This is a genomic window from Ruegeria sp. AK11, assembly GCF_056541095.1.
Genome location: NZ_JBQFXU010000002.1, coordinates 148,351 through 172,123, shown reverse-complemented (window position 1 = coordinate 172,123; position 23,773 = coordinate 148,351). Strand labels below are relative to the sequence as shown.

Genomic DNA, 23,773 nt, shown 5'->3' with positions numbered 1-23,773 from the left:
TTCATTTGCCTGCTATTTAATGATGAACCAGCAGGGGAAAACGCATGAGTGAAGCGAGCAAAATTCTGGACGAGATGAACGACCGGTCGCGCGAGGTGTTCCGGCTGATCGTTGAAAGTTATCTGGAAAGCGGAGAGCCGGTTGGAAGCCGCACCCTGACGCGTACCCTGTCTGAAAAAGTCAGTGCCGCAACCGTGCGCAACGTGATGCAGGACCTTGAGTTTCTGGGTCTTCTGGACAGCCCGCATATCAGCGCGGGTCGGGTACCGACGCAGCAAGGACTGCGTATGTTCGTGGACGGTTTGCTTGAGGTTGGCGATCTGGGCGTCGACGACAAGCAAAAACTGGAAGAGACTTTAGGCTCTAACACGGGTGATGTTGGCGGAATGCTGGATCGGGTCGGGTCAGCTCTGTCACACGTAACACAAGGTGCGTCGCTGGTTCTGACGCCAAAGCATGAAGCCGAAATCAAACATATCGAGTTTGTCTCGTTAGGGCATGACAGGGCTTTGGTGGTGCTGGTTTTTTCTGACGGCCATGTTGAAAACCGCCTGTTCACACCGCCGCCCGGCCAGACGCCCAGTTCGATGCGCGAGGCTGCGAATTTTCTGAATGCGCTGATCGAGGGGCGCACGCTCAGTGAAGTGCGCCGTCAGATGCAGAAACAGATTCAGGCGCGCAAGCAGGAAATAGATGCGCTGGCGCGCGAGCTGGTGGAAAGTGGGCTGGCGGCCTGGGACGGAGACGGAGCCGACTCGGCCCGTTTGATCGTGCGGGGGCGGGCGAATCTGTTGAACGAACCCGGTCAGGCCGGAGAATTGGAGCGTATTCGCAGCCTGTTTGATGATTTGGAGCGCAAGCGCGACATCGCGGATTTCCTCGAATTGACGGAAGGCGGCGAGGGTGTGCGCATTTTTATTGGGTCTGAGAACAAACTTTTCTCACTTTCGGGTTCCTCTTTGGTGGTGTCTCCATATATGAACGCTGATCGAAAGATAATCGGTGCGGTCGGGGTCATCGGACCCACGCGTCTGAATTATGGACGGATCGTGCCGATCGTGGATTATACGGCGCAACTGGTCGGCAAGCTGATATCCGACCGGAGCTAGAGGGTAAGAGATGGCAGAGCCCAAGAACGAAGATTTTCTGGACGATATCATGGCGGCAGAAGCGGAAGAGCTGGCCGAGGAGTTTACTGAGATCAGTGACGAGGCGTTGGAGCTGGACGAGCTGCGCGCTGAGCGGGATGAGTATAAAGACAAATTCATGCGCGCGCTTGCCGACGCCGAGAACGCGCGCAAACGCGGTGACAAGGCGCGCCGCGATGCCGAGCAGTATGGCGGTTCCAAGCTGGCCCGCGATATGCTGCCTGTTTACGACAACATGAAGCGCGCGCTTGAGGCCGCGACCGACGAGCAGAAAGAGGTTGCCGCCGGACTGCTGGAAGGCGTCGAACTGACCATGCGTGCCCTGAAGGATGTGTTCCAGAAACACGGGATCGAAGTGATTACACCCCAGGTTGGTGACCGGTTTGATCCGAATGTGCACGAAGCAATGTTCGAGGCCCCGGTCCCGGGCACGCGGGCAGGGGACATCATCCAGGTGTCCGCCGAAGGTTTCATGCTGCACGACCGACTGTTGCGTCCGGCTCAGGTCGGGGTCTCTTCAACGCCAGCAAGCTGATTGGCTTTTCAAAGCCAAGCCTTCGGCGAGAGTATTTTTGAAAAGATGAAGGGCGGTCAGGATCTGGCCGCCTCTTTCAATTTGTAGATCAGATCCAGCGCCTCGCGCGGGGTCAGTTCGTCGGGCAGGACACCCTCCAGCATCTCGGTCACCGGCGAGGTTTTCGGTGCGGGCGGGGGTGGCGGCGCGGCTGCCGAGAACAGCGGCAGGTCGTCAATCAGCGCCTTTTGCTTGCCGCCTTCGCGTTCGGTTTTTTCAAGCTGGTCCAGAACCACCCGGGCACGTTCGACGACAGAAGCAGGTAAACCGGCCAGCTGCGCAACCTGCACCCCATAAGACCGATCAGCCGCGCCCTTGTGAACCTCGTGCAGGAAGATGACTTCGCCATCCCACTCTTTGACCGCTACGGTGGCGTTATCGACACCTTCGAGTTTACCGGCCAAAGCAGTAAGCTCATGATAATGCGTGGCAAACAATGCGCGACATTTGTTGGCCGCGTGCAGGTGTTCCAATGTGGCCCAAGCGATGGACAGGCCGTCATAGGTGGCGGTACCGCGACCGATTTCGTCCAGGATCACCAATGCACGGTCATCGGCCTGATTCAGAATGGCGGCGGTTTCGACCATCTCGACCATAAAGGTCGACCGCCCCCGCGCCAGATCGTCCGAGGCTCCGACGCGGCTGAACAGCTGACTGACGACGCCAATATGCGCCTCTTCGGCCGGAACATAGCTGCCCATTTGGGCAAGCAGTGCAATCAGGGCGTTCTGGCGCAGAAAGGTTGACTTACCGGCCATGTTCGGACCCGTCAGTAACCATATCGCCGCGCCGTTTTCGACGGTCAGATCGCAATCATTGGAAATGAATGCATCGCCGCTTTGCCGCCGGAGGGCGTGTTCCACAACCGGGTGTCGACCGCCCTGCACATTGAATGCGCGAGAGGCATCAACCCTTGGACGGCACCAGTTTTCACCCCGCGCGAGATCAGCCAAGGCGGTCGTCACGTCCAGTTCGGCAAGCCCGCGGGCGGCTTGATTCAATCGGGAAGCGAGGTCCAAGATAGCGCCAGAAAGCCTTTGATAGAGCCGCTTTTCAATCTCCAGCGCCAGATTTCCGGCGTTCAGGATACGCGTTTCGATCTCGGACAGTTCGACGGTTGTAAACCGCACCTGATTGGCTGTCGTCTGGCGATGGATATAGGTTTCGCTAAAGGGTGTGTTCAGCATCTTTTCGGCATGGGTGGCCGTGGTTTCGATGAAGTAGCCCAGCACGTTGTTGTGCTTGATTTTCAGCGAGGTGATGCCGGTGTGTTCGACGTAATTTCGTTGAAACCCGGCGATGACGGACCGGCCTTCGTCGCGCAAGGTGCGGGCCTCGTCCAGTTCAGCGTCAAAACCTGGCGCGATAAAGCCTCCGTCGCGGGTCAGAAGCGGGGGCTCGGCCACCAACGCCTCGTCCAGCAAGGTCAGCAAGTCATCGAAACCAACAAGGTTCTGAAGCGCGGTTGCCAGCAACACCGGTAAATCCTGACCGGTGCAGATTTCGGCAATCGTGGCCGCCTGGGTCAGGCCATTGCGAATGGCTGTCAGGTCACGAGGCCCGCCGCGTTCTAATGACAAACGCGACAGGGCGCGGTCCAGATCCGGGGTTTTGCGCAAGGCTTCGCGCAGATCAGACGCGATCAGGCTGTCACCAGCGGCGAAACTGACTGCGTCAAGCCGGGCATGGATCACATCCAGATTTCGAGAAGGGCTTGAAAGCCGCTGTTCCAGCAATCGCGCGCCACCGGGGGTAACGGTCCGGTCAACGACAGAAAGAAGCGATCCTGCGCGTCCGCCGGACAGCGAGCGGGTCAGTTCCAGATTGCGGCGCGTTGCAGCGTCGATCTGAACGACCCGATCCTCAGATTCTTTCAGCGGCGTTTGCAGCAGGGGCAGTTTGCCCTTTTGCGTAATCTCCAGATAGTCGATCAGCGCGCCCATCGCGGACACTTCGGCGCGGCCGAAATTGCCGAACGCGTCCAAGGCACCCACGTGAAACAGCCCGCAGATGCGCTTTTCCGCCGCCGTGCTGTCGAAACTGGCGCGCCCGACCGGCGTCAGTGAAATCCCCAGATCAAGCAGCGTTTCGTTCAGCTTTTCCTGCGTTCCATCGGCCACGATCAGTTCGGAGGGCGCAAGCCGGGCAAGCTCGGGGCTGAGCCGGACCGAGGTCAGGGGCATCACGTGAAACGCGCCCGTTGATATATCCGCCCAGGCAAGCGCGGCCTCGTCCCGGACCTCGGCATAGGCAGCCAGAAAGTTGTGTCGGCGCGCCTCAAGCAACGCATCCTCGGTCAGTGTTCCGGGCGTGACGAGTCGCACGACATCACGTTTTACGACCGATTTAGAGCCTCTTTTCTTTGCTTCAGCCGGGCTTTCCAACTGTTCGCAGACCGCAACGCGAAAGCCCTTGCGGATCAGGGTCAGAAGGTACCCTTCGGCTGAATGCACCGGCACGCCGCACATCGGGATGTCTTCGTCATTGTGCTTGCCGCGCTTGGTCAGGGCGATGTCCAACGCCTCGGCAGCGTTGACGGCATCCTCGAAAAACATCTCATAGAAATCACCCATGCGATAAAACAGCAGGGCATCCGGGTGGGCCTCTTTGATTTCGAGGTATTGCGCCATCATTGGCGTGACTGTGGACAAAAGCGGCCCCCTTTTGGCGTATTCCGGGCGCGACCTTACAAATCCCGCATCTTCTGTAAAAGCCGAAAACTCATTCTCGTTGAGGCGGGCGTTCTCCTGCGCTATGAGGCGTCAGCCCTGAAGTCATGGAAACGACATTTAAGATGCCCAAAGCGAAGATCACCAAAGAAGAGGCATTGGCCTTTCACCTGGACCCCACCCCCGGCAAGTGGGAGGTGCAGGCCACCGTCCCCATGACAACGCAGCGAGATCTGTCGCTGGCCTACAGCCCGGGTGTGGCCGTTCCCTGCGAGGCTATCGCGGAAAACCCGGAAACGGCCTATGATTATACCAACAAGGGCAACCTGGTGGCCGTAATCTCGAACGGGACGGCGGTGTTGGGCCTTGGTAACCTCGGCGCGCTGGGCTCGAAACCGGTGATGGAAGGCAAATCGGTCCTGTTCAAACGGTTCGCCGATGTGAACTCGATCGATATCGAGCTGGACACCGAAGACCCGGATGAATTCTGCCGTGCAGTGCGTCTGATGGGGCCAACCTTTGGCGGCATCAATCTGGAAGACATCAAGGCGCCCGAGTGTTTCATCATCGAACAGCGACTGAAGGAAGAGATGGACATCCCCGTCTTTCACGATGACCAGCACGGCACGGCCGTGATCTGTGCGGCGGGCCTGCTGAACGCGCTGCATATCTCGGGCAAGAAGATCGAGGACGTGAAAATCGTTCTGAATGGCGCAGGTGCCGCGGGGATTGCCTGTATCGAACTGCTCAAGGCAATGGGCGCGCGGCATGAAAACTGCATTGTCTGCGATACCAAGGGCGTGATCTATCAGGGCCGGACAGAGGGCATGAACCAGTGGAAATCGGCCCACGCGATCACGACCGACTTGCGCACATTGGAAGACGCGATGAAGGGGGCGGATGTGTTCCTGGGTGTTTCGGTGAAAGGCGCGGTCACGCAGGATATGGTTGCCAGCATGGCCGACAATCCTGTCATCTTTGCGATGGCCAACCCCGACCCCGAGATTACTCCGGAAGAAGCGCACGAGGTTCGCGTGGATGCGATCGTTGCCACCGGGCGCAGCGACTATCCAAACCAGGTGAATAACGTTCTGGGCTTCCCCTACCTGTTCCGCGGTGCGTTGGACATTCACGCCCGCGCCATTAATGATGAGATGAAGATCGCCTGTGCCCACGCACTTGCCAATCTGGCGCGCGAGGATGTGCCGGATGAGGTCGCAATGGCCTATGGCAAGTCGCTGACCTTTGGGCGTGATTATATCATCCCCACCCCGTTCGACCCGCGTTTGATCCACCGTATCCCACCGGCTGTTGCCAGGGCAGGGATGGACACCGGTGCCGCGCGCCGTCCGATTATCGATATGGACGCGTATGAGCTGAGTCTGAAATCCCGGATGGACCCGACCGCCAGCATCCTGCGCGGTCTGAACGCCCGAGCGCGTCAGGCGCAAAGCCGCATGATTTTCGCCGAGGGCGACGATCCCCGGGTATTGCGCGCAGCGGTCATGTATCAGCGGTCAGGTTTCGGCAAGGCGCTTGTGGTGGGTCGGCCAGACGATGTGAAGGCCAAACTGGAAGCCACGGGCCTGGGCGACGCTGTACGCGAAATCGAGGTCGTGAATGCTGCCAATACCACGCACCTCGAAACCTATTCGAACTTCCTGTATCAGCGCTTGCAGCGTAAGGGCTTTGACCGCAAAGATATTCATCGTCTGGCCGCACGGGACCGGCATGTGTTTTCGTCGCTAATGCTGGCCCATGGGCATGGTGACGGTCTGGTCACCGGCGCAACCCGCAAGTCTGCACATGTGCTCGACCGGATCAACCATGTGTTTGATGCCGATGCCGCCAATGGTGCCGCCGGTGTGACAGCTTTGCTGCATAAAGGCCGGATTGTCCTGATTGGCGACACACTGGTGCATGAATGGCCTGACGAAAACGATCTGGCGAATATTGCCGAACGTTCGGCCGCAGTTGCCCGGCATATGGGGTTGGAGCCCCGCGTGGCTTTTGTCAGCTTCTCAACTTTTGGCTATCCGGTGTCAGAACGTGCTGAAAAGATGCACCGGGCCCCGGCTGTGCTGGATCGGCGCGGCGTTGACTTTGAATACGAGGGTGAAATGACGGTGGACGTTGCCCTGAACGTCGAACAGCAAACGGCCTATCCGTTCTCGCGCCTGACCGGTCCGGCGAATATCCTGATCGTTCCGGCCCGGCATTCGGCATCAATCTCGACCAAGCTGATGCAGGAAATGGGTGGAGCCACCGTGATTGGCCCGATCCTGTCAGGCATCGACAAGCCGATCCAGATCTGCTCGACCGTCTCGACCGCGAACGATATTCTGAATATGGCCATTCTGGCCTCTTGCGACATCGGATAAATCATGACGATCTGGAATCTCGGCTCGATCAACGCGGATATGGTCTATGACCTGCCGCATCTGCCTGCGCCGGGGGAAACCCTGGCCGCCCGTAGGCTGGATCGGTTTCTGGGCGGCAAGGGGGCCAACATGTCGGTGGCCGCTGCGCGTGCGGGATCACGCGTCAGCCATATAGGTGCCGTGGGGCCCGATGGGCGCTGGGCCAAGGATCGACTAACAGAATATGGTGTGGATACACGCCATATCTCTGAGGTGGATGTTCCCACGGGCCACGCCATCATTGCGGTGGATGCCGAGGGGGAGAACCTGATTATCCTGTATCCCGGCGCCAATCACGCATTGGAACCCGTCCATCTGGGGCAGGCGCTGGCCTCGGCAAACACCGGTGATCTGCTGATCTTGCAGAATGAAACCAATGCCCAGGTCGAAGCGGCGCAGCTGGGGCGCAAGCTTGGCCTGACCGTCTGTTATGCCGCGGCCCCGTTTCAGGCTCAGGCCGTTCAGGGCGTTCTGCCTTATCTGGATTTCCTGATCCTGAATGAGGTGGAGGCTGAACAGCTGCGCCAGGAAACCGGTCTGAGCATCGCCGATCTGCCCGTTCGGCATGTCATTGTTACCCTCGGCTCTAAAGGCGCAAGGTATTTGCAGCAGGGCAACGATCCGGTCGAGTTTCCCGCGCATAAGGTGCGGGCGGTGGATACCACAGGGGCAGGTGACACCTTCACCGGCTATGTGCTGGCGGGCATGGATCGCGGAATGCCAATGGAGCAGGCCATTTTGCAGGCAAACCGCGCCGCAGCCCTGATGGTCATGCGGCACGGAACGGCGGATGTCATTCCCGATCTGAAAGAAGTGCGTGACGCATCCTTTGACTAGGACCCTGCAAATGGCGCTTCCCCGCCCCAAAGCTGCTTGACGCGCGCGTCACGACCACAGGCTTTGCGATACGCCTTGTAGGCGTTGTGCTGGCGCTTTGGTCCAAAACGGGTAAGGACCAGTTTGTTGCCTTTGTAATAATCCTGATGATACGCCTCGGCGGGGTAAAAGGGTCCTGCGCTTAGAACCGGGGTGACAATGGTCTGCCCCAGCGCTTGCTGCGCGTCTACTTTGGCTTGTTCTGCCAACACCTTTTCGCCTTTGTTAGAGACGAATATCGCAGTTCGATAGCTGTCGCCCCGATCGCAGAACTGGCCACCTGCGTCTGTCGGGTCAACCGAGCGGAAAAACATGTTCAGAAGTGACGCGCGAGAGACCCGCGCCGGATCGAACGTGATCTGAACCGCCTCGTAGTGGCCGGTTCCCCCTTTTGAAACCTGATCATATGTCGGATCCGCGGATGTGCCACCGGTGTACCCTGACACCGCCCCGATTACGCCGGGCACGGATTCGAAATCGGATTCCACGCACCAGAAACACCCGCCAGCCACCGTCAGCGTTTCGGTTCCTGCAGCCGGGGCGGGCAGCGCGCGCAACAGTGCAGCCAATGCAATCAGTGTAAACAGAAGGGCTGGTCTGACGGTTTCAAAATAAGCAGTCCGCATCATGTCAGGTCTCCTTTTAAGATGAGATTGACGCGGGTTCGACCCCCTTGCAATTGCCTGTCATGCAATGTCACGCGCTGGTGAGACTAGTTTATCGTCTGCGATCACGCGTAAACGGCCCACTTGAAAGGCGGGCGAAACCACCGTTCATTTGCGACGGATCCTGCGCGACTGGTATCTCGAAGCGGAATGGCGGCACGCCGCGGGTGGGACCACCGGTCTGGCTGGCCTTGGACCAAAGGCCAGCATTGCGCCGAAATCAGCCCAGCAATTGCCCCAGCTTCATCGCAACACTCATATTGCCCGAGATCTTGAGCTTGCCCAAAGCAACGCCGGTCATCGGGTTCAGCTTTCCGGTCAACAGCTTGGTCAGGTTCTCCTGCGAGATGCGGATTGTGCAATCCGTGTCCCGGTCCTGCGTCGATGCCTGATTGTCCGCCAGAACAATCACACCGTCCGCGCCACAATCGAACTTCAGTGAACCGTCAAAGCTTTTGCCGTTCAGCCCTTTTTGAATTCCATCGGCGATGTCCTGAAGCATTCGGGGTCCTTTCACGGTTTCCGAATGCGTAATGCGTCAGGTGCCGAACAGGCAAGGCTGACCCAACTGGAACTTCTGATCACGATGCCCCGAGAATCTGAACCGTCCGGTCACAAGGCTTACCGCCATAGAAGGCGTCCAGAACAGCACGAAACTCGGGCGGAGCATCTGCCACAGATGAAAACAATGTCATCGAAGACCGCAGCTTTTTCGCGTCAATTCCGCCCAGAATGTCGCTGGCATCGCGCCCCGTGTGCAGCAGCATCAGCGAGGCCGCCTGCCTAAGCCGGTCGCGCAGTTCCGGGTGGTTCAGATAGCGTGTCGCCTCGTCCAGATCTTCAATGCCGTAAAGCTGCGCCATATGGGACTGGCCCAGCTCGGCCAGTTGCGGAAACACGAACCACATCCAGTGGCTGGTTTTCTGCCCCTGTTCAAGTTCGCGCAGGACATCGGCCCAAACCGTGTCCTGCGCCTCGATGAACATGTCGAGTTCGTCGTCGGTATCGTCTTCGTCGATCACTTGGACAGGCGCTTGTTGCGCGCAGCCAGCAGTTTCAGACGCAGCGCATTCAGTTGGATAAAGCCTGCCGCATCTTTCTGATCGTACGCACCTGCATCCTCTTCGAAGGTCACATGTGCCTCAGAGTACAGCGAATGATCCGACCAGCGGCCCACGGTCGAGGCCAGACCTTTGTACAGCTTCACGCGGACGGTGCCAGTGACATGCTCTTGCGACCTGTCGATGGCGGCTTGCAGCATCTCACGCTCGGGGCTGTACCAGAAACCGTTGTAGATGAGTTCCGCGTATTGCGGCATCAACTGGTCTTTCAGATGCATCGCGCCACGGTCCATGGTGATGGATTCAATGCCACGGTGCGCTTCCAGCAGGATGGTGCCGCCGGGTGTCTCGTAGATGCCGCGCGACTTCATGCCCACGAACCGGCCTTCGACCAGGTCCAGACGGCCAATACCGTGCTTGCCGCCATATTCGTTCAGCTTGGTCAGGATCGTGGCCGGGCTCATCGCCTCACCGTTGATGCTGACGGCGTCGCCTTTTTCAAAGCCGATTTCGATGAACTCAGGCTCATTCGGGGCGTCTTCGGGGTGGACGGTGCGCTGGTAGACATAGTCGGGTGCCATATCGGCGGGGTCTTCCAGAACCTTGCCCTCGGACGAGGTATGCAGCAGGTTTGCATCAACCGAGAACGGCGCCTCACCGCGTTTGTCCTTGGCAATCGGAATTTGGTTCTGCTCGGCGAATTCCAGCAGCTTGGTGCGGCTGGTCAGATCCCATTCGCGCCACGGTGCAATGACCTTGATGTCTGGGTTGAGCGCGTAAGCCGCCAGTTCGAACCGCACCTGATCGTTGCCCTTGCCGGTTGCGCCGTGGGCAACAGCATCAGCACCAGTGGCCTCGGCAATCTCAACCAGACGTTTCGAGATCAGCGGCCGTGCGATCGAGGTACCCAGCAGGTACAGCCCTTCATATTGCGCATTGGCACGGAACATCGGGAAGACGAAATCGCGGACAAACTCCTCGCGGATATCCTCGATATAGATGTTCTCGGGCTTGATCCCCAGCAATTCGGCCTTTTGGCGTGCGGGCTCCAGTTCCTCGCCCTGACCCAGATCGGCGGTGAAGGTCACGACCTCACAGCCATACTCGGTCTGCAGCCATTTCAGAATGATCGAGGTATCAAGGCCACCGGAATAGGCCAGAACAACTTTCTTGGGCGCGGACATCTGACTTCCCTTTATGCGTAGAACGATTGGCCCCTAGCGGGTTTTGGACGCGGGGGCAAGTTGGTGCGCGTTGACGAAGGCCGGGAAATGAGGTGAAACGGAGGGAAAGAGAACAAGGATTGGTTGAGAGGGCAGTTTTAGGATGCTGGGCTACAAGATTTTTAGGCATGCGGTATTAATGCTTTTGGACAACATATCAGTCGCGTTGAGATTAAGCTTTTTTCCGTTTCTTGTTTTAGGCACCGCATTCTATTTTTTGACTATTTTTCAGACGGAAAGTTTGCCGGAGACCGATAAACTCTCTCCGATGTTGGGCGTGTCTCTAGCTGGCTTTGTACTCGCAGTCCTCTATTTGATCGTACTGGTTTGGGTGGCCGTAGGCTGGCATCGTTACGTACTTCAGAACGTTGAACCACATCTCGCGTGGCCAGTATGGGACGGAGACCGTATGTGGGCCTATGGCGGCGCATTTCTTCGGATTATCCCATTGAGCATTCTACTGAGTCTTGTCGCTGTTTTTATTTTTCTGGTACCTGCAGCCGTTTTTTATGATGGCGGGGTGTCAACTGATGACGGCACCTTTCTTGGTTTTTTGCTTGGTGTCGTCATTTCGTACATTTCGTTTAGGCTTTCGCTCGTGTTACCGGCTGCGGCAGTTGGGGAATTTATGAAAGTTCCAGATTCGTGGCGCAAAACCAAAGAGTTCTCTAAGCCGATTTTTGTTGCCGCACTTTGTGTTGGAGTTCTTACAGCAATACCGAATTTGTTGCTACATACACCTCTGGCCCCAATCATAGGCAGCTTTGTCTATTTCCTAGTTGCGCAATGGTTTCTGCTCATGCTGGGCGTCAGCATCATGACGGCCCTTTACGGTTTTGTCGTCGAGAAGCGCGAACTACGCTGACGCCCGTACACATATGTATTCCTTGCCCTTATCACGCTGATGGGGCAGGGAGGCGGGCATGACCGACTTCATGACCCGCGCCCGCGCCGCCGAAGAGGCGATGCGCTCTGTCTTCCCGGCAACGCCGTTGCAGCGCAATGCCCACCTGTCCGACCGTTATGGGGCGGATATCTGGCTCAAGCGCGAAGACCTGAGCCCGGTGCGCTCCTACAAGATTCGCGGTGCCTTTAACGCCATGCGCAAGCAACAGGGACAGAACCTGTTCGTCTGTGCCAGCGCGGGCAATCACGCGCAGGGCGTGGCCTATATGTGCCAGCATATGGGGGTCCGGGGCGTGATCTTCATGCCGGTCACGACGCCTCAGCAGAAGATCCAGAAAACGCGTATCTTTGGCGGGGACAACGTCGAGATTCATCTGATCGGTGACTATTTCGATGACACGCTTGCTGCCGCTCAGGCATGGTGCACGCAGCAGGGCGGGTATTTCCTGTCGCCTTTTGACGATGCCGATGTGATCGAAGGGCAAGCCTCGCTGGCGGTTGAAATCGAAAGGCAGATGGGTGGTGCGCCCGATCACGTTGTGCTTCCCGTGGGCGGAGGCGGCATGTCCGCCGGCGTGGCCACATGGTTCGGGGACCGCACCCATTGCCTGTTCGTCGAACCGGCCGGAGGGGCCTGTCTGCGCGCAGCCCTGGCCGCGGGGCATCCTGTTTCGCTGGATCATGTGGATACCTTTGTCGATGGCGCGGCGGTCGGGCGGATCGGTGAAAAGCCGTTCGAGTTGTTGAAATCACGTCACCTGTCGGACGTTCTGGTCCTGTCCGAGGACCGTATCTGCACCACCATGATCGAGATGCTGAATGTCGAAGGCATCGTGCTGGAACCTGCGGGGGCGCTGGCGATCGAGGCAGTAGGTGATATCCAAAGCTTTGTGCGCGGAAAGACCGTGGTCTGCCTGACATCCGGCGGCAATTTCGATTTCGAACGCCTGCCCGAGGTCAAGGAACGTGCGCAGCGGTACTCCGGTGTGAAAAAGTACTTCATCCTGCGCCTGCCGCAGCGACCCGGCGCTCTTAAAGAGTTCCTGAATATTCTCGGCCCCGAGGATGATATCGCCCGGTTCGAATACATGAAGAAATCGGCGCGCAATTTCGGTTCGGTTCTGATCGGGATCGAAACCCGCAAGCCGGAAAACTTCATGCGCCTGTTTGCCCATCTGGACGATGCAGGGTTCACCTATACCGACATCACCGAGGACGAGACGCTGGCACAGTTCGTGATCTAGCTCAGTTTCTCATTCAGCTCAGCTTCAAACACGGTTTTCGAGCTGTCGAAAACGGCCAAAAGCGCTGGCAGATCAACCTCGGCCCCTTGCCCTGCCGCCGCCTGCCGTTCCCCATCCTGGCAGAGTTTCGAGAATTGATCGAACCCCAGGCTCAACGCGCTGCCTTTCAGGAAATGCAGGTTCTGTTCCAGCTCGGCCCGGTTGGTGTCGCGGCGCAGGCGGATGATCACGTCCTGCACTTCTTCCAGAAATATCTCGACCACCTCGTCGAATTCCTCGGGGCCGACTTCATCCCGCAACTGTCTGACTCTGGCCCAGTGGATCATGATATTCACCAGCTAATGAATGGTCATGGTTCTGAATAGACGCGCCCGGTAAAAAGCAGGTTAACGGGGCCACGCTTCGGCAATCGTCACTCTTCACCGGATGTTAAATCAGTCGGCGATAGGGTCGCCATCAGTGACGAAACTCATCAGAGCAGAGGGTAAATGGTGCCGGGTGCGAGTTTTGAGGAAACCAGAGCTGATCTGGATTTCGGCGCGATCCGCACGGTGCTGGTGGTGGATGACAGCCGCCTGCAACGGCGCATTCTGGTGGCCTCTCTCAGGAAGTGGGGGTTCGAGGTGATCGAGGCCGATACAGGCCATGCCGCTTTGGCACTTTGTGTCGATAATCCGCCCGATCTTGTGCTAAGCGACTGGGTCATGCCGGGGATGAGCGGCCTTGAATTCTGCTGTGCGTTTCGGGCATTGGAAACGGATCAATACAGCTATTTCATCCTTCTGACATCCAAAAGCGAAAAGCAGGAGGTCGCGCGCGGTCTGGATGCCGGGGCAGACGATTTTCTGATCAAGCCGCTTGAGGCGGACGAACTGCGCGCCCGAATTTCAGCCGGTGCGCGCATTCTGGACATGCAGCGCGAGCTCTCACAGAAAAACCGCCTGATCGAATCCGCGCTCGAGGAACTCAGGCTGGCGCATGACGCGATCGACAAGGACCTGATGCAGGCGCGAAAAATTCAGGAATCGCTGGTTCCCGAACTGACCCGGACATTCGGGAAGTCACAAGTCAGTCTGTTGCTGAAACCCTGTGGTCATATCGGCGGTGATCTGGTGGGGATGTTCTCGCCCGGGGTGAACCGGCTCGGGTTCTACAGCATCGATGTATCCGGTCATGGTATCACCTCGGCCATGATGACGGCGCGATTGGGGGGGTATCTGTCCAGCAAGCATTTCGATCAGAACGTCGCGATGGAGCGGAGGTTCGACAAGTTTTATGCACTTCTTCCGCCGAAATACGTGGCTGAAACGCTCAATTCCCGCCTGATGGCCGATGAAGGCATCGAAGAGTATTTTACCATGGTTTACGCCATCGTTGACCTGCGCAACGGGCATCTGAAAATGGTACAGGCCGGGCATCCGCACCCCCTGCTGCTGCGGCAGGGTGGCCGCGCCGAGTTTCTTGGTGACGGAGGCTTGCCCATAGGATTGATCGAAGATGCGCGCTTTCAACAAATCGAGACGCAGATGCAGCCCGGCGACAAGCTGCTGTTGTACTCGGACGGGTTTACCGAATGCCAACTGGCTGGTGGTGGCTTGCTGGAAGAAGACGGTTTGCGTCAGATGGCCCAACAGAGCATGTCGGAAAGGGGCGGGTCAGAGTTTCTGGACGACATGTTCTGGCGTTTGACGCAAGTGATGTCACCCAAAGACGGCATCGGCGATGATGTCTCGGCCGTCTTTTTTGAATATAACGGACCTTAAAGCGACCCGAGATGCAATTCGGCAAAGTGCCGGTCACCGTCATTTCCCAGTAAACCCACGGCGTCAGCAGTTTCCATCCACAGCGCTTCGTGAAACGCCTCGGTCGGCGGGCCTATGCGTCGCACGGGGCGCGCGCGATAGATCAGGCAGACCTTCTCGGCCCACAGGTCGTATTCCGGCATATAGGTGAAGCGCCGAAAGGCACCAATCCGCCGGGGCGCCGCAATAAGCCACCCGGTTTCTTCAAAGACTTCGCGATGCAGGGCGGTAACGGGTGATTCGCCCGGATCAATACCCCCGCCGGGCAATTGCAGGTCGGGTCCGGGTTCTGTCTGGCAGGTCAGCAAAAGGTGACTTCTGCGGGGCAAAAGTGCGTAAACACCGACCCGTCGCGTGTATTTCCGCCCCGGCTCTGGGGTTTCACCGAACCGCCTGATCATGTATGGCCCCTTACAACCTAATCTGTTCGACCTATATGGTGCCGGTATGCCAACCTGTGGCGCGTAAGGAAACCCCATGTCTCTTGGAACGAAAATCGCGTGGGACGATACCGTCCTGCCCTTTCAGCTCGATGTATCGGATATGCGCGGCCGAGTGGCCCGTCTGGATGGTGTGCTGGATGGTATCCTGAAGCAGCATGACTACCCCGAACAGGTCGAGGCGTTGGTGGCCGAGATGGCCCTGCTGACCGCATTGATCGGGCAGACGGTTGCGCTGCGCTGGAAGCTGTCGTTGCAGGTGCAGTCCAAGGGGCCGGTGCGCATGATTGCGACCGACTATTACGCACCCAAGGCCGAAGGTCAGCCCGCGCAGATCCGGGCCTATGCCAGCTTTGACCGTGACCGGCTCACCGATACGGCCCCCTTCGATCAGGTGGGCGAAGGGTATTTTGCCATCATGATAGACCAGGGCGAAGGCACGCAACCCTATCAGGGTATCACGCCGCTGACCGGGGCCTCCCTCAGCGCCTGCGCCGAGGCCTATTTTGCACAGTCCGAGCAGCTGCCAACCCGGTTCTCGCTGAGCTTTGGCAAATCGACCGAGCCCGGCGTGGATGAACATTGGCGTGCCGGCGGCATCATGTTGCAGCATATGCCCAAAGCTTCGCCATTTGCCGCCTCGGGTGAGGGCAATGGCGAGATCCTGACCGCCAGCGATCTGGTCGACGGCGAAGAGGGCGAGAACTGGGGCCGGGTCAATATCCTGCTGGACACAGTCGAGGATCTTGAGCTGATCGGTCCTTCGATTGCGCCGACTGATTTGTTGGTCCGGTTGTTCCACGAAGAACAGCCACGGGTCTTTGATGCGCAGTCCGTGCAGTTTGGCTGCACCTGTTCCGAAGACCGGGTACGGCAGAGCCTGTCGATCTATTCGGCAAAGGACCTCGAAAAGATGACGACGCCCGAAGGTCAGGTCACCGCCGATTGCCAGTTCTGCGGCGCACACTATGTGCTTGACCCGTCAACGGTTGGCTTTGAAGCCGAAGACCGAAAGGGTGCTTGACCCGATTGAACAGATCCGGACGGCGCTGCGCCGTCCCGGTCACGGGTCCAGCGATTTTGACCTGAACCCGGATACCGTCCTGCCGCCCGGGCGTCGCCTGCGCTCGGCGGGGGTTCTTGTCGCAATCTCGCTTGCGGATGACACCCCTCAGGTGATCCTGACGAAACGGTCCTCGGCCCTCAAACACCATCCGGGTCAGATCGCGTTTCCAGGCGGCAAACAGGATGAAGGGGATGCGGATGTCACGGCAACGGCCCTGCGCGAAGCACAGGAAGAGATCGGCCTGCCTGCGGACCTTCCCGAAATCCTGGGTTATCTGCCGACGCATGAAACAGTCACCTCTTTCACGGTCACACCCGTGGTGGCCGTTCTTCGAAAGGGATTTCAACCTGTTCCGGAACCCGGCGAAGTCGACGAAGTCTTTTCGACCCCCCTTGCGCATCTCTTGAATCCCAAGAATTATCTGGTGGAATCGCGCCGTTGGCGCGGACAAAAACGCAGATATTACACAGTTCCGTACGGCCCTTATTACATATGGGGTGCGACGGCCCGCATATTGCGCGGGCTTGCAGCGCGGGTGAATGAATGATGCAGATTGAGGAGCTTTGGGTCAACGAACCGGCGACCCAAAAGGTATGCGCCGCCCTGACCTCATCCGGGGCGCAGGCGCTTTTTGTGGGTGGGTGCGTGCGCAATGCGCTGCTGGGCGCGCCGGTGTCGGATATCGACATTGCCACTGATGCCCGGCCTGAACAGGTTGTCGAGATGGCGCAGGCTGCCGGCCTCAAGGCCATCCCCACCGGTATCGACCATGGCACGATTACAGTGGTCAGCGCCGGTATCCCGCACGAGATCACCACTTTCCGGCGTGACGTCGAAACCGATGGTCGCCGCGCTGTCATCGCCTTTTCCGATCACGTCGAAGAAGATGCTGCGCGGCGCGATTTTACCATGAATGCACTTTATGCAAGGCCCGATGGCACTGTGTTAGACCCGCTTGGCGGGCTTCCCGACCTTCGGGCCCGGCGGGTGCGGTTCATCGGTGAAGCAGAGGACCGCATTCGCGAAGACTATCTGCGGTCACTGCGCTATTTCCGGTTTCACGCATGGTATGGCGACCCGGATGCCGGTTTCGACCCGGACGCGCTGGCTGCCATTGGTGCCAATCTTGACGGGCTGACCTCGTTGTCGCGGGAACGCGTCGGGGCGGAACTGCTGAAACTGCTGGGCGCGCCTGATCCGGCCCCGGCCATTGCGACGATGCGCAGCACAGGCGTATTGGCGCAATTGCTGCCAGGCGCGGATGACCGGTCACTGGCACCTCTGGTCGCTTTGGAACATGCGGCAGGTGCCGAGTCGAACCCCCTGCGCCGTCTGGCGGCCATCGCGACGCCCGATGACGCCGCAACCCTGCGCTTGAGCCGTTCGCAACTGCAACGCCTGACCGGAATGCGGACCGAAGCGCAGTCAACCACCAGCGTGGCTGAACTGGGCTATCGGTATGGTGACGAAGGCGGGTTGAACAAAACCCTTTTGCGGTGCGCGTTTTTCGAACAGCCCTGGTCCGAAAGCTTCAGACAGGACCTGCACGCAGGCGCAGCCGCGCGTTTCCCGATACAAGCCAAAGACCTGATCCCCGGGTTTACCGGCCCGGCGCTGGGCCAAAAGCTGGCCGAGCTTGAAAGCCGGTGGATCGCGTCGGGTTTTGCGCTGTCGCGCGAGGACTTGCTTGCAAGTTAATGTTTAGTCTCAAAAGGGGATGACAACTTTGGTCCATTGTGGTTAGGTGCGCCCGTCACATGGATGGAGGAATGCGAATGTATTACGGGATCTGGTTCGGCTAAAGCCGGGACACTTGCCCCGTAAAGGGTGGTGTTCAGGCGCCATCTGTCTTCGCACGTCTTTATCTCTGCTCAATCGGAGCACACTCCATGTTTCGCTATTTCGAAAACCTTGTTGACCCTTTTGTCGCCTATCATGAGGCTGACGCGCCGCCGACCCGGCTGTGGCCGTTTCTGCTGGACTATTCGCGCCCGTTCTATCGGGTGTTTGTCTGGGCTGCGCTGATTTCCATTATCGTCGCCGGTGTCGAGATTGGGTTGATCTATTATATGGGTCGTGTCGTTGACCTGTTGGGCGGCACACCAACCGAGGTGTGGCAGAACCACGGGACCGAGCTGCTGTTGATCGCGGCCTTTGTCCTGTTTCTGCGCCCTTTGTTGCATCTGGTCGACGTACTGATCCTGAACAACACGATTCTGCCGAACTTTGGCACTCTGATCCGCTGGCGCGCCCATAAGCACGTTCTGCGTCAGTCGGTTGGCTGGTTCGAGAATGATTTTGCCGGGCGGATTGCCAACCGGATCATGCAGACACCGCCCGCAGCGGGTGAGGTGATCTTTCAGGTCTTTGACGCGATTTCCTTTTCACTGGCTTACCTGATCGGGGCGGCAATCCTGCTTTATGCGGCGGATGCGCGTCTGCTGATCCCGCTGCTGATCTGGTTTGCGTTCTACGCGATGCTGGTGCGCTGGACGGTTCACCGTGTCGGGCCGGCGTCCAAGGCGGCATCCGATGCGCGGTCAACCGTTACGGGCCGCGTCGTGGACAGCTATACAAACATTCATTCCGTCAAGATGTTCGCGCACGGCCCGCAAGAGCTGGACTATGCCCGCGAAGCGATCGAGGAAACCCGCCGGACATTCCAGATCGAGATGCGGATTTTCACCATCATGGATGCGGTTCTGGTCACCCTGAACGGGGTGCTGATCGTGGGTGTCGTGGGCTGGGCAATTGCCTTGTGGATGCAGGGTTCCGCTTCGGTTGGTGTCGTCGCGGCAGCAACCGCACTGACCCTGCGCCTGAACGCCATGACCGGATGGATCATGTGGGCGCTGACCAGCTTCTTCCGCCAACTTGGTATCGTGGCCGAGGGGATGGAGACCATCGCGCAACCCATCGACCTGCTTGACGCGCGCGAAGCCAAACCCCTGCGGTTGACCAGAGGAGAAATTCAGATCCGCAATCTCTCGCACCATTACGGGCGCGAGGCCGGTGGGCTTGACCACATCAACCTGACCATTCAGCCCGGCGAAAAGATCGGCCTCATTGGGCGGTCGGGTGCCGGGAAATCGACTCTGGTAAAGCTGCTTTTGCGGTTTTATGACGTCGAACGCGGTGCCATTCTGATTGATGATCAGAACATAGCGGATGTCACACAGGACAGTCTGCGCAGCCATATCGGCATGGTCCAGCAAGATAGTGCGTTGCTGCATCGCTCTGTGCGTGACAACATCCTTTACGGTCGTCCGGACGCGACCGAGGCGCAGATGATTGCCGCAGCCAAACAGGCCGAAGCGCACGCGTTCATCCTTGACCTGCAAGACCCGCAGGGGCGCACCGGGTATGATGCGCATGTGGGTGAGCGGGGCGTAAAGCTGTCTGGTGGTCAGCGGCAGCGGGTAACGCTGGCCCGGGTGATCCTGAAAGACGCACCAATCCTTTTGCTGGACGAGGCGACATCGGCGTTGGATTCCGAGGTCGAAGCGTCAATTCAGGAAACGCTCTACGGCATGATGCAGGGCAAAACCGTGATCGCCATCGCCCACCGGCTCAGCACCATTGCGCAGATGGATCGCATTCTGGTGATGGACGGGGGCCGCATCGTCGAAGAGGGCGCGCATTCTGATCTGTTGGCGCAAGGTGGCCTTTACGCGCAGTTCTGGGCGCGGCAATCTGGCGGCTTCATGAACCCGGAGGCCGCTGAATGAAGATTGCCGATCTCATCTATCCGTTCAGGACCACTGAAACGCCCCCGCCGCAGACATTGGGGGCGTTCATTCGCTGGAGCCTTTCGGGCGCCTGGCCCATGCTGTTTGTCGCCGCGTTCTTTTCGGCGCTGGCTGGCGCGATGGAGGCTGGAACAGCATGGATTCTGGGGCGTGTGATCGATGTGGCAACATCCAGCGGGCCCGAGCATTTCATGACCGCCGGGAATATGTGGATGATCTTTGGGGCGGTGGTGTTCTTCATGCTGCTGCGCCCGATCCTGTTTGGGCTGTCTTCGATTTCGAACAACTATATCGTGATGCCCAACATCACGCCTTTGGTGCTGGCCAAGCTGAACCGCTGGACGCTGGGCCAGTCTGTCACCTATTTCGACGATGATTTCGCCGGGCGCATTGCCCAGAAACAGATGCAAACGTCGAACGCCATGGCCTCGGTCGTGTCCGAAACGATCAGTGCGATTGTGTTTGCCTTGGCGTCGCTGGTGGGCTCTTTGCTTTTGTTAGGGTCTATTCATCCTTTGGTGATGCTGCCTTTTGCGGCCTGGCTGGTGGTCTATTTCCTGCTTGTGCGCTGGTACCTGCCGCGTATTCGCATGCGCTCGGCCGCACGTGCGGGCGCGCGGGCGATGGTTTCCGGGCAGGTGGTCGACACGATCACCAACATCAAAACCGTCAAGCTATTTGCACACTCGGATTTCGAAGATCAGGCCGCGCGGCATTCAATGGTCGAGTTGCGGAAAAAATCGCTGGCATTCGGCAAACTGTCGGCCAGTTTCCGGTTCGTCCTGATGGCGCTTGCCGGTATTCTGCCTGTTCTCCTGCTGGGGGCGACGCTGTGGTTATGGCAGTTCGGAATGGCAACCGCAGGTGACATCGTTGCTGCGGGCGCGGTGTCGGTTCGCATTTCGCAGATGACCGGATGGGTCAGCTTCACGTTGATGGGCCTCTATGCCAATGTGGGCGAGATTGAAAACGGGATGAAGACGCTGGCCAGAAGGGACAGGGTCGAAGATGCGCGCAGCGCGAAGGATCTTGATGTGACCGAAGGATCCATCTCGTTTGAAGATGTCAGTTTTGCATACGGCCGGGATGTGGGCGGTGTTACGGACCTGACGCTGACTGTGAAACCGGGCGAGAAGCTGGGAATTGTCGGGGCCTCAGGGGCGGGTAAATCAACGCTCGTTTCGCTGCTTCTTCGGCTCTATGACAGGGAAAACGGCGCTATTTGCATCGACGGGCAGGACGTGTCGCAGGTCACGCAGGACAGTTTGCGCCGCCAGATCGGCATGGTCACGCAGGAAACGGCGATGTTCAACCGGTCTGCCCGCGAAAACATCCTCTATGGTCGTCCGGACGTGTCCGAGGCCGAGTTGATCGAAGCGGCAATCAAGGCCGAAGCGCATGACTTTATCCTGAGCCTCAAGGACGGCCAGGGCCGTACCGGCTATGACGCTCATCTGGGCGAGCGTGGCGTAAAGCTCAGCGGTGGCCAAAGGCAACGGATCGCCCTTGCACGCGCCATTCTCAAAGATGCGCCCATTCTGGTTCTGGACGAAGCAACCTCGGCCCTTGATTCCGAGGTCGAGGCGTCGATTCAATCGGCGCTTCATCGGGTGATGCAGGGCAAAACCGTTCTGGCCATCGCCCACAGATTGTCGACACTCAGCGAGATGGACCGGATTATCGTTCTGGATCAGGGGCAAATCGTGGAAACCGGAAGTCACGAGGATCTTTTGGATCAGGGCGGGCTTTATGCCCGGTTCTGGCATCGGCAATCTGGTGGTTTCATTCAGGCGGAAGCTGCCGAATAAGGGTTTTGTTGAACCCAAAGCCCGGCTATCAGGCCCCTCATGACGCAGAAATACACAATCACCCGGCTCGGCCATCAGGGCGACGGCATCGCTGATGGGCCCGTTTACGCTCCACGCACCCTTCCGGGTGAGGTTGTCAGCGGCACCCTTGTTGATCAGGTGCTGACCGATATCCGCGTCGAAGTACCGTCTGATGTCCGGGTGAAAGCCCCGTGCCGCCATTACAAAGCCTGCGGTGGCTGTCAGCTGCAACACGCCTCCGACGTGTTTGTCGCCGACTGGAAGCTGAGCATTGTCCGCAACGCCCTGTCCGCGCAGGGGGTTGAGGCGCTGATGCGTCCGATACACACATCTCCCGAACACTCTCGCCGACGCGCCACGATTGCCGTCAGGCGGACCAAGAAAGGCACATTGGCCGGGTTCCATGGACGTGCATCGGATACGATCACCGAAATCCCGGATTGCCTATTGCTTGACCCGGCCCTGATCGCCGCAATTCCCGTGGCCGAGGCGCTGGCGGTTCTGGGCGGCAGCCGCAAGGGCGTCTTGGCCGTCACGCTCACCCTGTCCGAAGGCGGGCTGGATGTGGCCGTCAAGGGCGGCAAGCCCCTGGATGGGCCGCTGGAACTGGCACTCGCGCAGGAAACCGAAAAACATGGTCTGGCGCGGCTCAGCTGGGATGGTGAAGTGATCGCCATGCGCCACGCTCCGGTTCAGCGCTTTGGGGCCGCCGCCGTCACGCCACCACCCGGTGCCTTCCTTCAGGCGACCAAGGACGGAGAACAGGCTCTATTACAGGCCGTTTCCGAGGCAACACGGGGTGCGAAACGAATTGTTGACCTGTTTGCGGGCAGCGGCACATTCTCATTGCCTCTGGCAGAAAAAGCCGAGGTTCACGCGGTCGAAGGTGCCACGGACATGGTGCAGGCGCTGGATCAGGGCTGGCGCAGGGCGCAAGGTCTGAAACGCGTGACGACCGAGGCCCGCGACCTGTTCCGTCGTCCATTGATGCCGGATGAACTGAAATCGTTTGACGCAGTCGTTCTGGACCCGCCCCGCGCTGGTGCCGAGGCACAGGTGGCCGAGCTGGTACAGGCCAGACGCCCGGTGATTGCCTATGTCTCGTGCAACCCCGTCACCTTCGCGCGCGATGCAAAAATATTGGTTAACGCTGGCTATACCCTTGAATGGGTGCAGGTCGTTGACCAGTTTCGATGGTCGTCACATACGGAACTTGCTGCGCGGTTTACCCTGAACGCCGCATCTTGATCAGACAGGAGAAAGCGACCCATGGGTTTCAGACAGCGTCTGCTGAACATCATCGAAGCGCCTGCATTCGGGCAATTCATAACGGCTGTCATCATCTTTAACGCAGTGCTTTTGGGGATGGAGACGTCGCCGACCCTGATGGAAGCCGCCGGGCCGCTGATCGTGATGCTGGACAAGCTGTGCCTTGCGATCTTTGTGGCGGAAATCGCCATGAAGCTGACCGCGACCGGACGCAGGTTTTTCACAAACGGCTGGAACAATTTCGATTTCCTGATCGTCGGCATTGCGCTTGTTCCCAGCGCCGGAGGTCTTTCCGTTCTGCGAGCCCTGCGAATCCTGCGGGTATTGCGCGTGATTTCCGTTGCGCCAAGACTGCGCCGGGTGGTTGAAGGGTTCATCTCGGCCCTACCGGGAATGGCCAGTGTTTTCCTGCTGATGGCAATTCTGTTCTATATCGGTGCCGTGATCTCGACCAAGCTGTTCTCGGCAACCTTCCCGGATTGGTTCGGCGATCTTGGCCTGTCGGCCTATACACTGTTTCAGATCATGACGCTTGAAAGCTGGTCGATGGGGATCGTCCGCCCGGTGATGGAGGTTTATCCCTATGCCTGGCTGTTCTTCGTCCCCTTCATTATGGTCACAACCTTTGCGGTGGTGAACCTATTGGTGGGTCTGATCGTAAATTCCATGCAGGACGCGCACCATGCAGAGGATGAGGTCAAAACTGATGCGTATCGTGATGAGGTTCTGGAACGCTTGGAGAGCATCGAGCGGCATCTGACCGAAAACTTGAACATCAAAAAGTGATTTCAGTTTTCGCGTTTTTTGGCATAATAAGTCCCAAAAAAACAAA

The 23,773-nt window shown here is 58.5% G+C and carries 21 protein-coding genes; 14 read left to right on the top strand and 7 right to left on the bottom strand.

The window, feature by feature from the left end; all coding sequences use genetic code 11:
* Positions 1-44: 44 nt before the first annotated feature.
* Entirely contained in the window at positions 45-1,109 is a 1,065-nt protein-coding gene (gene hrcA, locus ACR0D9_RS08400) for a heat-inducible transcriptional repressor HrcA (protein ID WP_480482520.1), read from the top strand.
* Between the two features lie 10 nt (positions 1,110-1,119).
* Complete coding sequence (locus tag ACR0D9_RS08395) at positions 1,120-1,683, top strand: nucleotide exchange factor GrpE (RefSeq protein WP_480482518.1); 564 nt, start codon at positions 1,120-1,122, stop codon at positions 1,681-1,683.
* A gap of 56 nt (positions 1,684-1,739) precedes the next feature.
* On the opposite strand, the gene mutS is transcribed toward ACR0D9_RS08395, so the two are convergent.
* Positions 1,740-4,355: a DNA mismatch repair protein MutS gene (mutS, locus tag ACR0D9_RS08390; RefSeq protein ID WP_480538567.1), complete on the bottom strand. Its 2,616-nt coding sequence runs from the start codon at positions 4,353-4,355 to the stop codon at positions 1,740-1,742.
* A 161-nt stretch (positions 4,356-4,516) separates the two neighbouring features.
* On the opposite strand from mutS, the gene ACR0D9_RS08385 reads away from it, so the two are divergent.
* Positions 4,517-6,772, top strand: coding sequence for an NADP-dependent malic enzyme (locus tag ACR0D9_RS08385; protein WP_480494020.1), 2,256 nt, complete (start codon positions 4,517-4,519; stop codon positions 6,770-6,772).
* Between the two features lie 3 nt (positions 6,773-6,775).
* On the top strand, positions 6,776-7,648 hold the full coding sequence (locus ACR0D9_RS08380; RefSeq protein WP_480538381.1) for a ribokinase: 873 nt from the start codon (positions 6,776-6,778) through the stop codon (positions 7,646-7,648).
* On the opposite strand, the gene msrA is transcribed toward ACR0D9_RS08380, so the two are convergent.
* The 4 genes from msrA to ACR0D9_RS08360 form a co-directional block, all read right to left on the bottom strand.
* Complete coding sequence (gene msrA, locus ACR0D9_RS08375) at positions 7,645-8,316, bottom strand: peptide-methionine (S)-S-oxide reductase MsrA (protein ID WP_480538379.1); 672 nt, start codon at positions 8,314-8,316, stop codon at positions 7,645-7,647. The two genes, ACR0D9_RS08380 and msrA, sit on opposite strands and share 4 nt — an antisense overlap.
* A gap of 256 nt (positions 8,317-8,572) precedes the next feature.
* Entirely contained in the window at positions 8,573-8,854 is a 282-nt protein-coding gene (locus ACR0D9_RS08370) for an SCP2 sterol-binding domain-containing protein (RefSeq protein WP_480538377.1), read from the bottom strand.
* 79 nt (positions 8,855-8,933) lie between these two features.
* On the bottom strand, positions 8,934-9,338 hold the full coding sequence (locus tag ACR0D9_RS08365; RefSeq protein WP_480538565.1) for a DUF1810 domain-containing protein: 405 nt from the start codon (positions 9,336-9,338) through the stop codon (positions 8,934-8,936).
* A gap of 32 nt (positions 9,339-9,370) precedes the next feature.
* Entirely contained in the window at positions 9,371-10,597 is a 1,227-nt protein-coding gene (locus tag ACR0D9_RS08360) for an argininosuccinate synthase (protein ID WP_480482512.1), read from the bottom strand.
* Positions 10,598-10,739: 142 nt separating this feature from the next.
* Here ACR0D9_RS08360 and ACR0D9_RS08355 point away from each other — a divergent pair, with 142 nt between their 5' ends.
* A complete protein-coding gene (locus tag ACR0D9_RS08355) occupies positions 10,740-11,501 on the top strand; it encodes a hypothetical protein (protein WP_480482510.1) in 762 nt (253 codons plus the stop codon).
* Between the two features lie 58 nt (positions 11,502-11,559).
* Positions 11,560-12,786 carry a threonine ammonia-lyase IlvA gene (gene ilvA / locus ACR0D9_RS08350; RefSeq protein ID WP_480538375.1) on the top strand — a complete coding sequence of 409 codons (1,227 nt, stop codon included), beginning with the start codon at positions 11,560-11,562 and terminating at the stop codon, positions 12,784-12,786.
* On the opposite strand, the gene ACR0D9_RS08345 is transcribed toward ilvA, so the two are convergent.
* Entirely contained in the window at positions 12,783-13,112 is a 330-nt protein-coding gene (locus ACR0D9_RS08345; protein ID WP_480486929.1) for an Hpt domain-containing protein, read from the bottom strand. The two genes, ilvA and ACR0D9_RS08345, sit on opposite strands and share 4 nt — an antisense overlap.
* Before the next feature lie 162 nt (positions 13,113-13,274).
* Here ACR0D9_RS08345 and ACR0D9_RS08340 point away from each other — a divergent pair, with 162 nt between their 5' ends.
* Positions 13,275-14,549 (top strand): PP2C family protein-serine/threonine phosphatase, encoded by a 1,275-nt coding sequence (locus tag ACR0D9_RS08340; RefSeq protein ID WP_480486931.1) that lies wholly within the window; start codon positions 13,275-13,277, stop codon positions 14,547-14,549.
* Here ACR0D9_RS08340 and ACR0D9_RS08335 read toward each other — a convergent pair.
* A complete protein-coding gene (locus ACR0D9_RS08335) occupies positions 14,546-14,989 on the bottom strand; it encodes an NUDIX hydrolase (protein ID WP_267363745.1) in 444 nt (147 codons plus the stop codon). The genes ACR0D9_RS08340 and ACR0D9_RS08335 overlap by 4 nt on opposite strands.
* Positions 14,990-15,065: 76 nt before the next feature.
* On the opposite strand from ACR0D9_RS08335, the gene hslO reads away from it, so the two are divergent.
* From hslO to ACR0D9_RS08300, 7 genes are all read left to right on the top strand, one after another.
* Positions 15,066-16,052, top strand: coding sequence for an Hsp33 family molecular chaperone HslO (hslO, locus tag ACR0D9_RS08330; protein ID WP_480538373.1), 987 nt, complete (start codon positions 15,066-15,068; stop codon positions 16,050-16,052).
* On the top strand, positions 16,045-16,641 hold the full coding sequence (locus ACR0D9_RS08325; RefSeq protein WP_480538372.1) for a CoA pyrophosphatase: 597 nt from the start codon (positions 16,045-16,047) through the stop codon (positions 16,639-16,641). Before hslO ends, ACR0D9_RS08325 begins: the two co-directional genes overlap by 8 nt.
* Complete coding sequence (locus ACR0D9_RS08320; RefSeq protein ID WP_480538370.1) at positions 16,638-17,792, top strand: CCA tRNA nucleotidyltransferase; 1,155 nt, start codon at positions 16,638-16,640, stop codon at positions 17,790-17,792. The genes ACR0D9_RS08325 and ACR0D9_RS08320 overlap by 4 nt, the downstream gene beginning before the upstream one ends.
* A 191-nt stretch (positions 17,793-17,983) precedes the next feature.
* Complete coding sequence (locus ACR0D9_RS08315) at positions 17,984-19,822, top strand: ABC transporter ATP-binding protein (RefSeq protein ID WP_480538368.1); 1,839 nt, start codon at positions 17,984-17,986, stop codon at positions 19,820-19,822.
* Positions 19,819-21,651, top strand: a complete 1,833-nt coding sequence (locus tag ACR0D9_RS08310) for an ABC transporter ATP-binding protein (protein WP_480538367.1) — start codon at positions 19,819-19,821, stop codon at positions 21,649-21,651. The genes ACR0D9_RS08315 and ACR0D9_RS08310 overlap by 4 nt, the downstream gene beginning before the upstream one ends.
* Positions 21,652-21,690: 39 nt before the next feature.
* Positions 21,691-22,920 (top strand): class I SAM-dependent RNA methyltransferase, encoded by a 1,230-nt coding sequence (locus ACR0D9_RS08305; protein ID WP_480538365.1) that lies wholly within the window; start codon positions 21,691-21,693, stop codon positions 22,918-22,920.
* Between the two features lie 21 nt (positions 22,921-22,941).
* Positions 22,942-23,727, top strand: a complete 786-nt coding sequence (locus ACR0D9_RS08300) for an ion transporter (RefSeq protein WP_480486945.1) — start codon at positions 22,942-22,944, stop codon at positions 23,725-23,727.
* Positions 23,728-23,773: the final 46 nt, after the last annotated feature.

Coding starts and splice junctions, on each gene's coding strand:
- ACR0D9_RS08340 (WP_480486931.1), top strand. CDS start 13,275: ATGGTGCCGGGTGCGAGTTTTGAGGAAACCAGAGCTGATCTGGATTTC.
- hslO (WP_480538373.1), top strand. CDS start 15,066: ATGTCTCTTGGAACGAAAATCGCGTGGGACGATACCGTCCTGCCCTTT.
- ACR0D9_RS08395 (WP_480482518.1), top strand. CDS start 1,120: ATGGCAGAGCCCAAGAACGAAGATTTTCTGGACGATATCATGGCGGCA.
- ACR0D9_RS08345 (WP_480486929.1), bottom strand. CDS start 13,112: ATGATCCACTGGGCCAGAGTCAGACAGTTGCGGGATGAAGTCGGCCCC.
- ACR0D9_RS08360 (WP_480482512.1), bottom strand. CDS start 10,597: ATGTCCGCGCCCAAGAAAGTTGTTCTGGCCTATTCCGGTGGCCTTGAT.
- ACR0D9_RS08315 (WP_480538368.1), top strand. CDS start 17,984: ATGTTTCGCTATTTCGAAAACCTTGTTGACCCTTTTGTCGCCTATCAT.
- ACR0D9_RS08385 (WP_480494020.1), top strand. CDS start 4,517: ATGCCCAAAGCGAAGATCACCAAAGAAGAGGCATTGGCCTTTCACCTG.
- ACR0D9_RS08310 (WP_480538367.1), top strand. CDS start 19,819: ATGAAGATTGCCGATCTCATCTATCCGTTCAGGACCACTGAAACGCCC.
- ACR0D9_RS08320 (WP_480538370.1), top strand. CDS start 16,638: ATGATGCAGATTGAGGAGCTTTGGGTCAACGAACCGGCGACCCAAAAG.
- ACR0D9_RS08380 (WP_480538381.1), top strand. CDS start 6,776: ATGACGATCTGGAATCTCGGCTCGATCAACGCGGATATGGTCTATGAC.
- ACR0D9_RS08370 (WP_480538377.1), bottom strand. CDS start 8,854: ATGCTTCAGGACATCGCCGATGGAATTCAAAAAGGGCTGAACGGCAAA.
- hrcA (WP_480482520.1), top strand. CDS start 45: ATGAGTGAAGCGAGCAAAATTCTGGACGAGATGAACGACCGGTCGCGC.
- ACR0D9_RS08305 (WP_480538365.1), top strand. CDS start 21,691: ATGACGCAGAAATACACAATCACCCGGCTCGGCCATCAGGGCGACGGC.
- msrA (WP_480538379.1), bottom strand. CDS start 8,316: ATGATGCGGACTGCTTATTTTGAAACCGTCAGACCAGCCCTTCTGTTT.
- ACR0D9_RS08300 (WP_480486945.1), top strand. CDS start 22,942: ATGGGTTTCAGACAGCGTCTGCTGAACATCATCGAAGCGCCTGCATTC.
- ilvA (WP_480538375.1), top strand. CDS start 11,560: ATGACCGACTTCATGACCCGCGCCCGCGCCGCCGAAGAGGCGATGCGC.
- ACR0D9_RS08365 (WP_480538565.1), bottom strand. CDS start 9,338: ATGTTCATCGAGGCGCAGGACACGGTTTGGGCCGATGTCCTGCGCGAA.
- ACR0D9_RS08355 (WP_480482510.1), top strand. CDS start 10,740: ATGCTGGGCTACAAGATTTTTAGGCATGCGGTATTAATGCTTTTGGAC.
- ACR0D9_RS08335 (WP_267363745.1), bottom strand. CDS start 14,989: ATGATCAGGCGGTTCGGTGAAACCCCAGAGCCGGGGCGGAAATACACG.
- mutS (WP_480538567.1), bottom strand. CDS start 4,355: ATGATGGCGCAATACCTCGAAATCAAAGAGGCCCACCCGGATGCCCTG.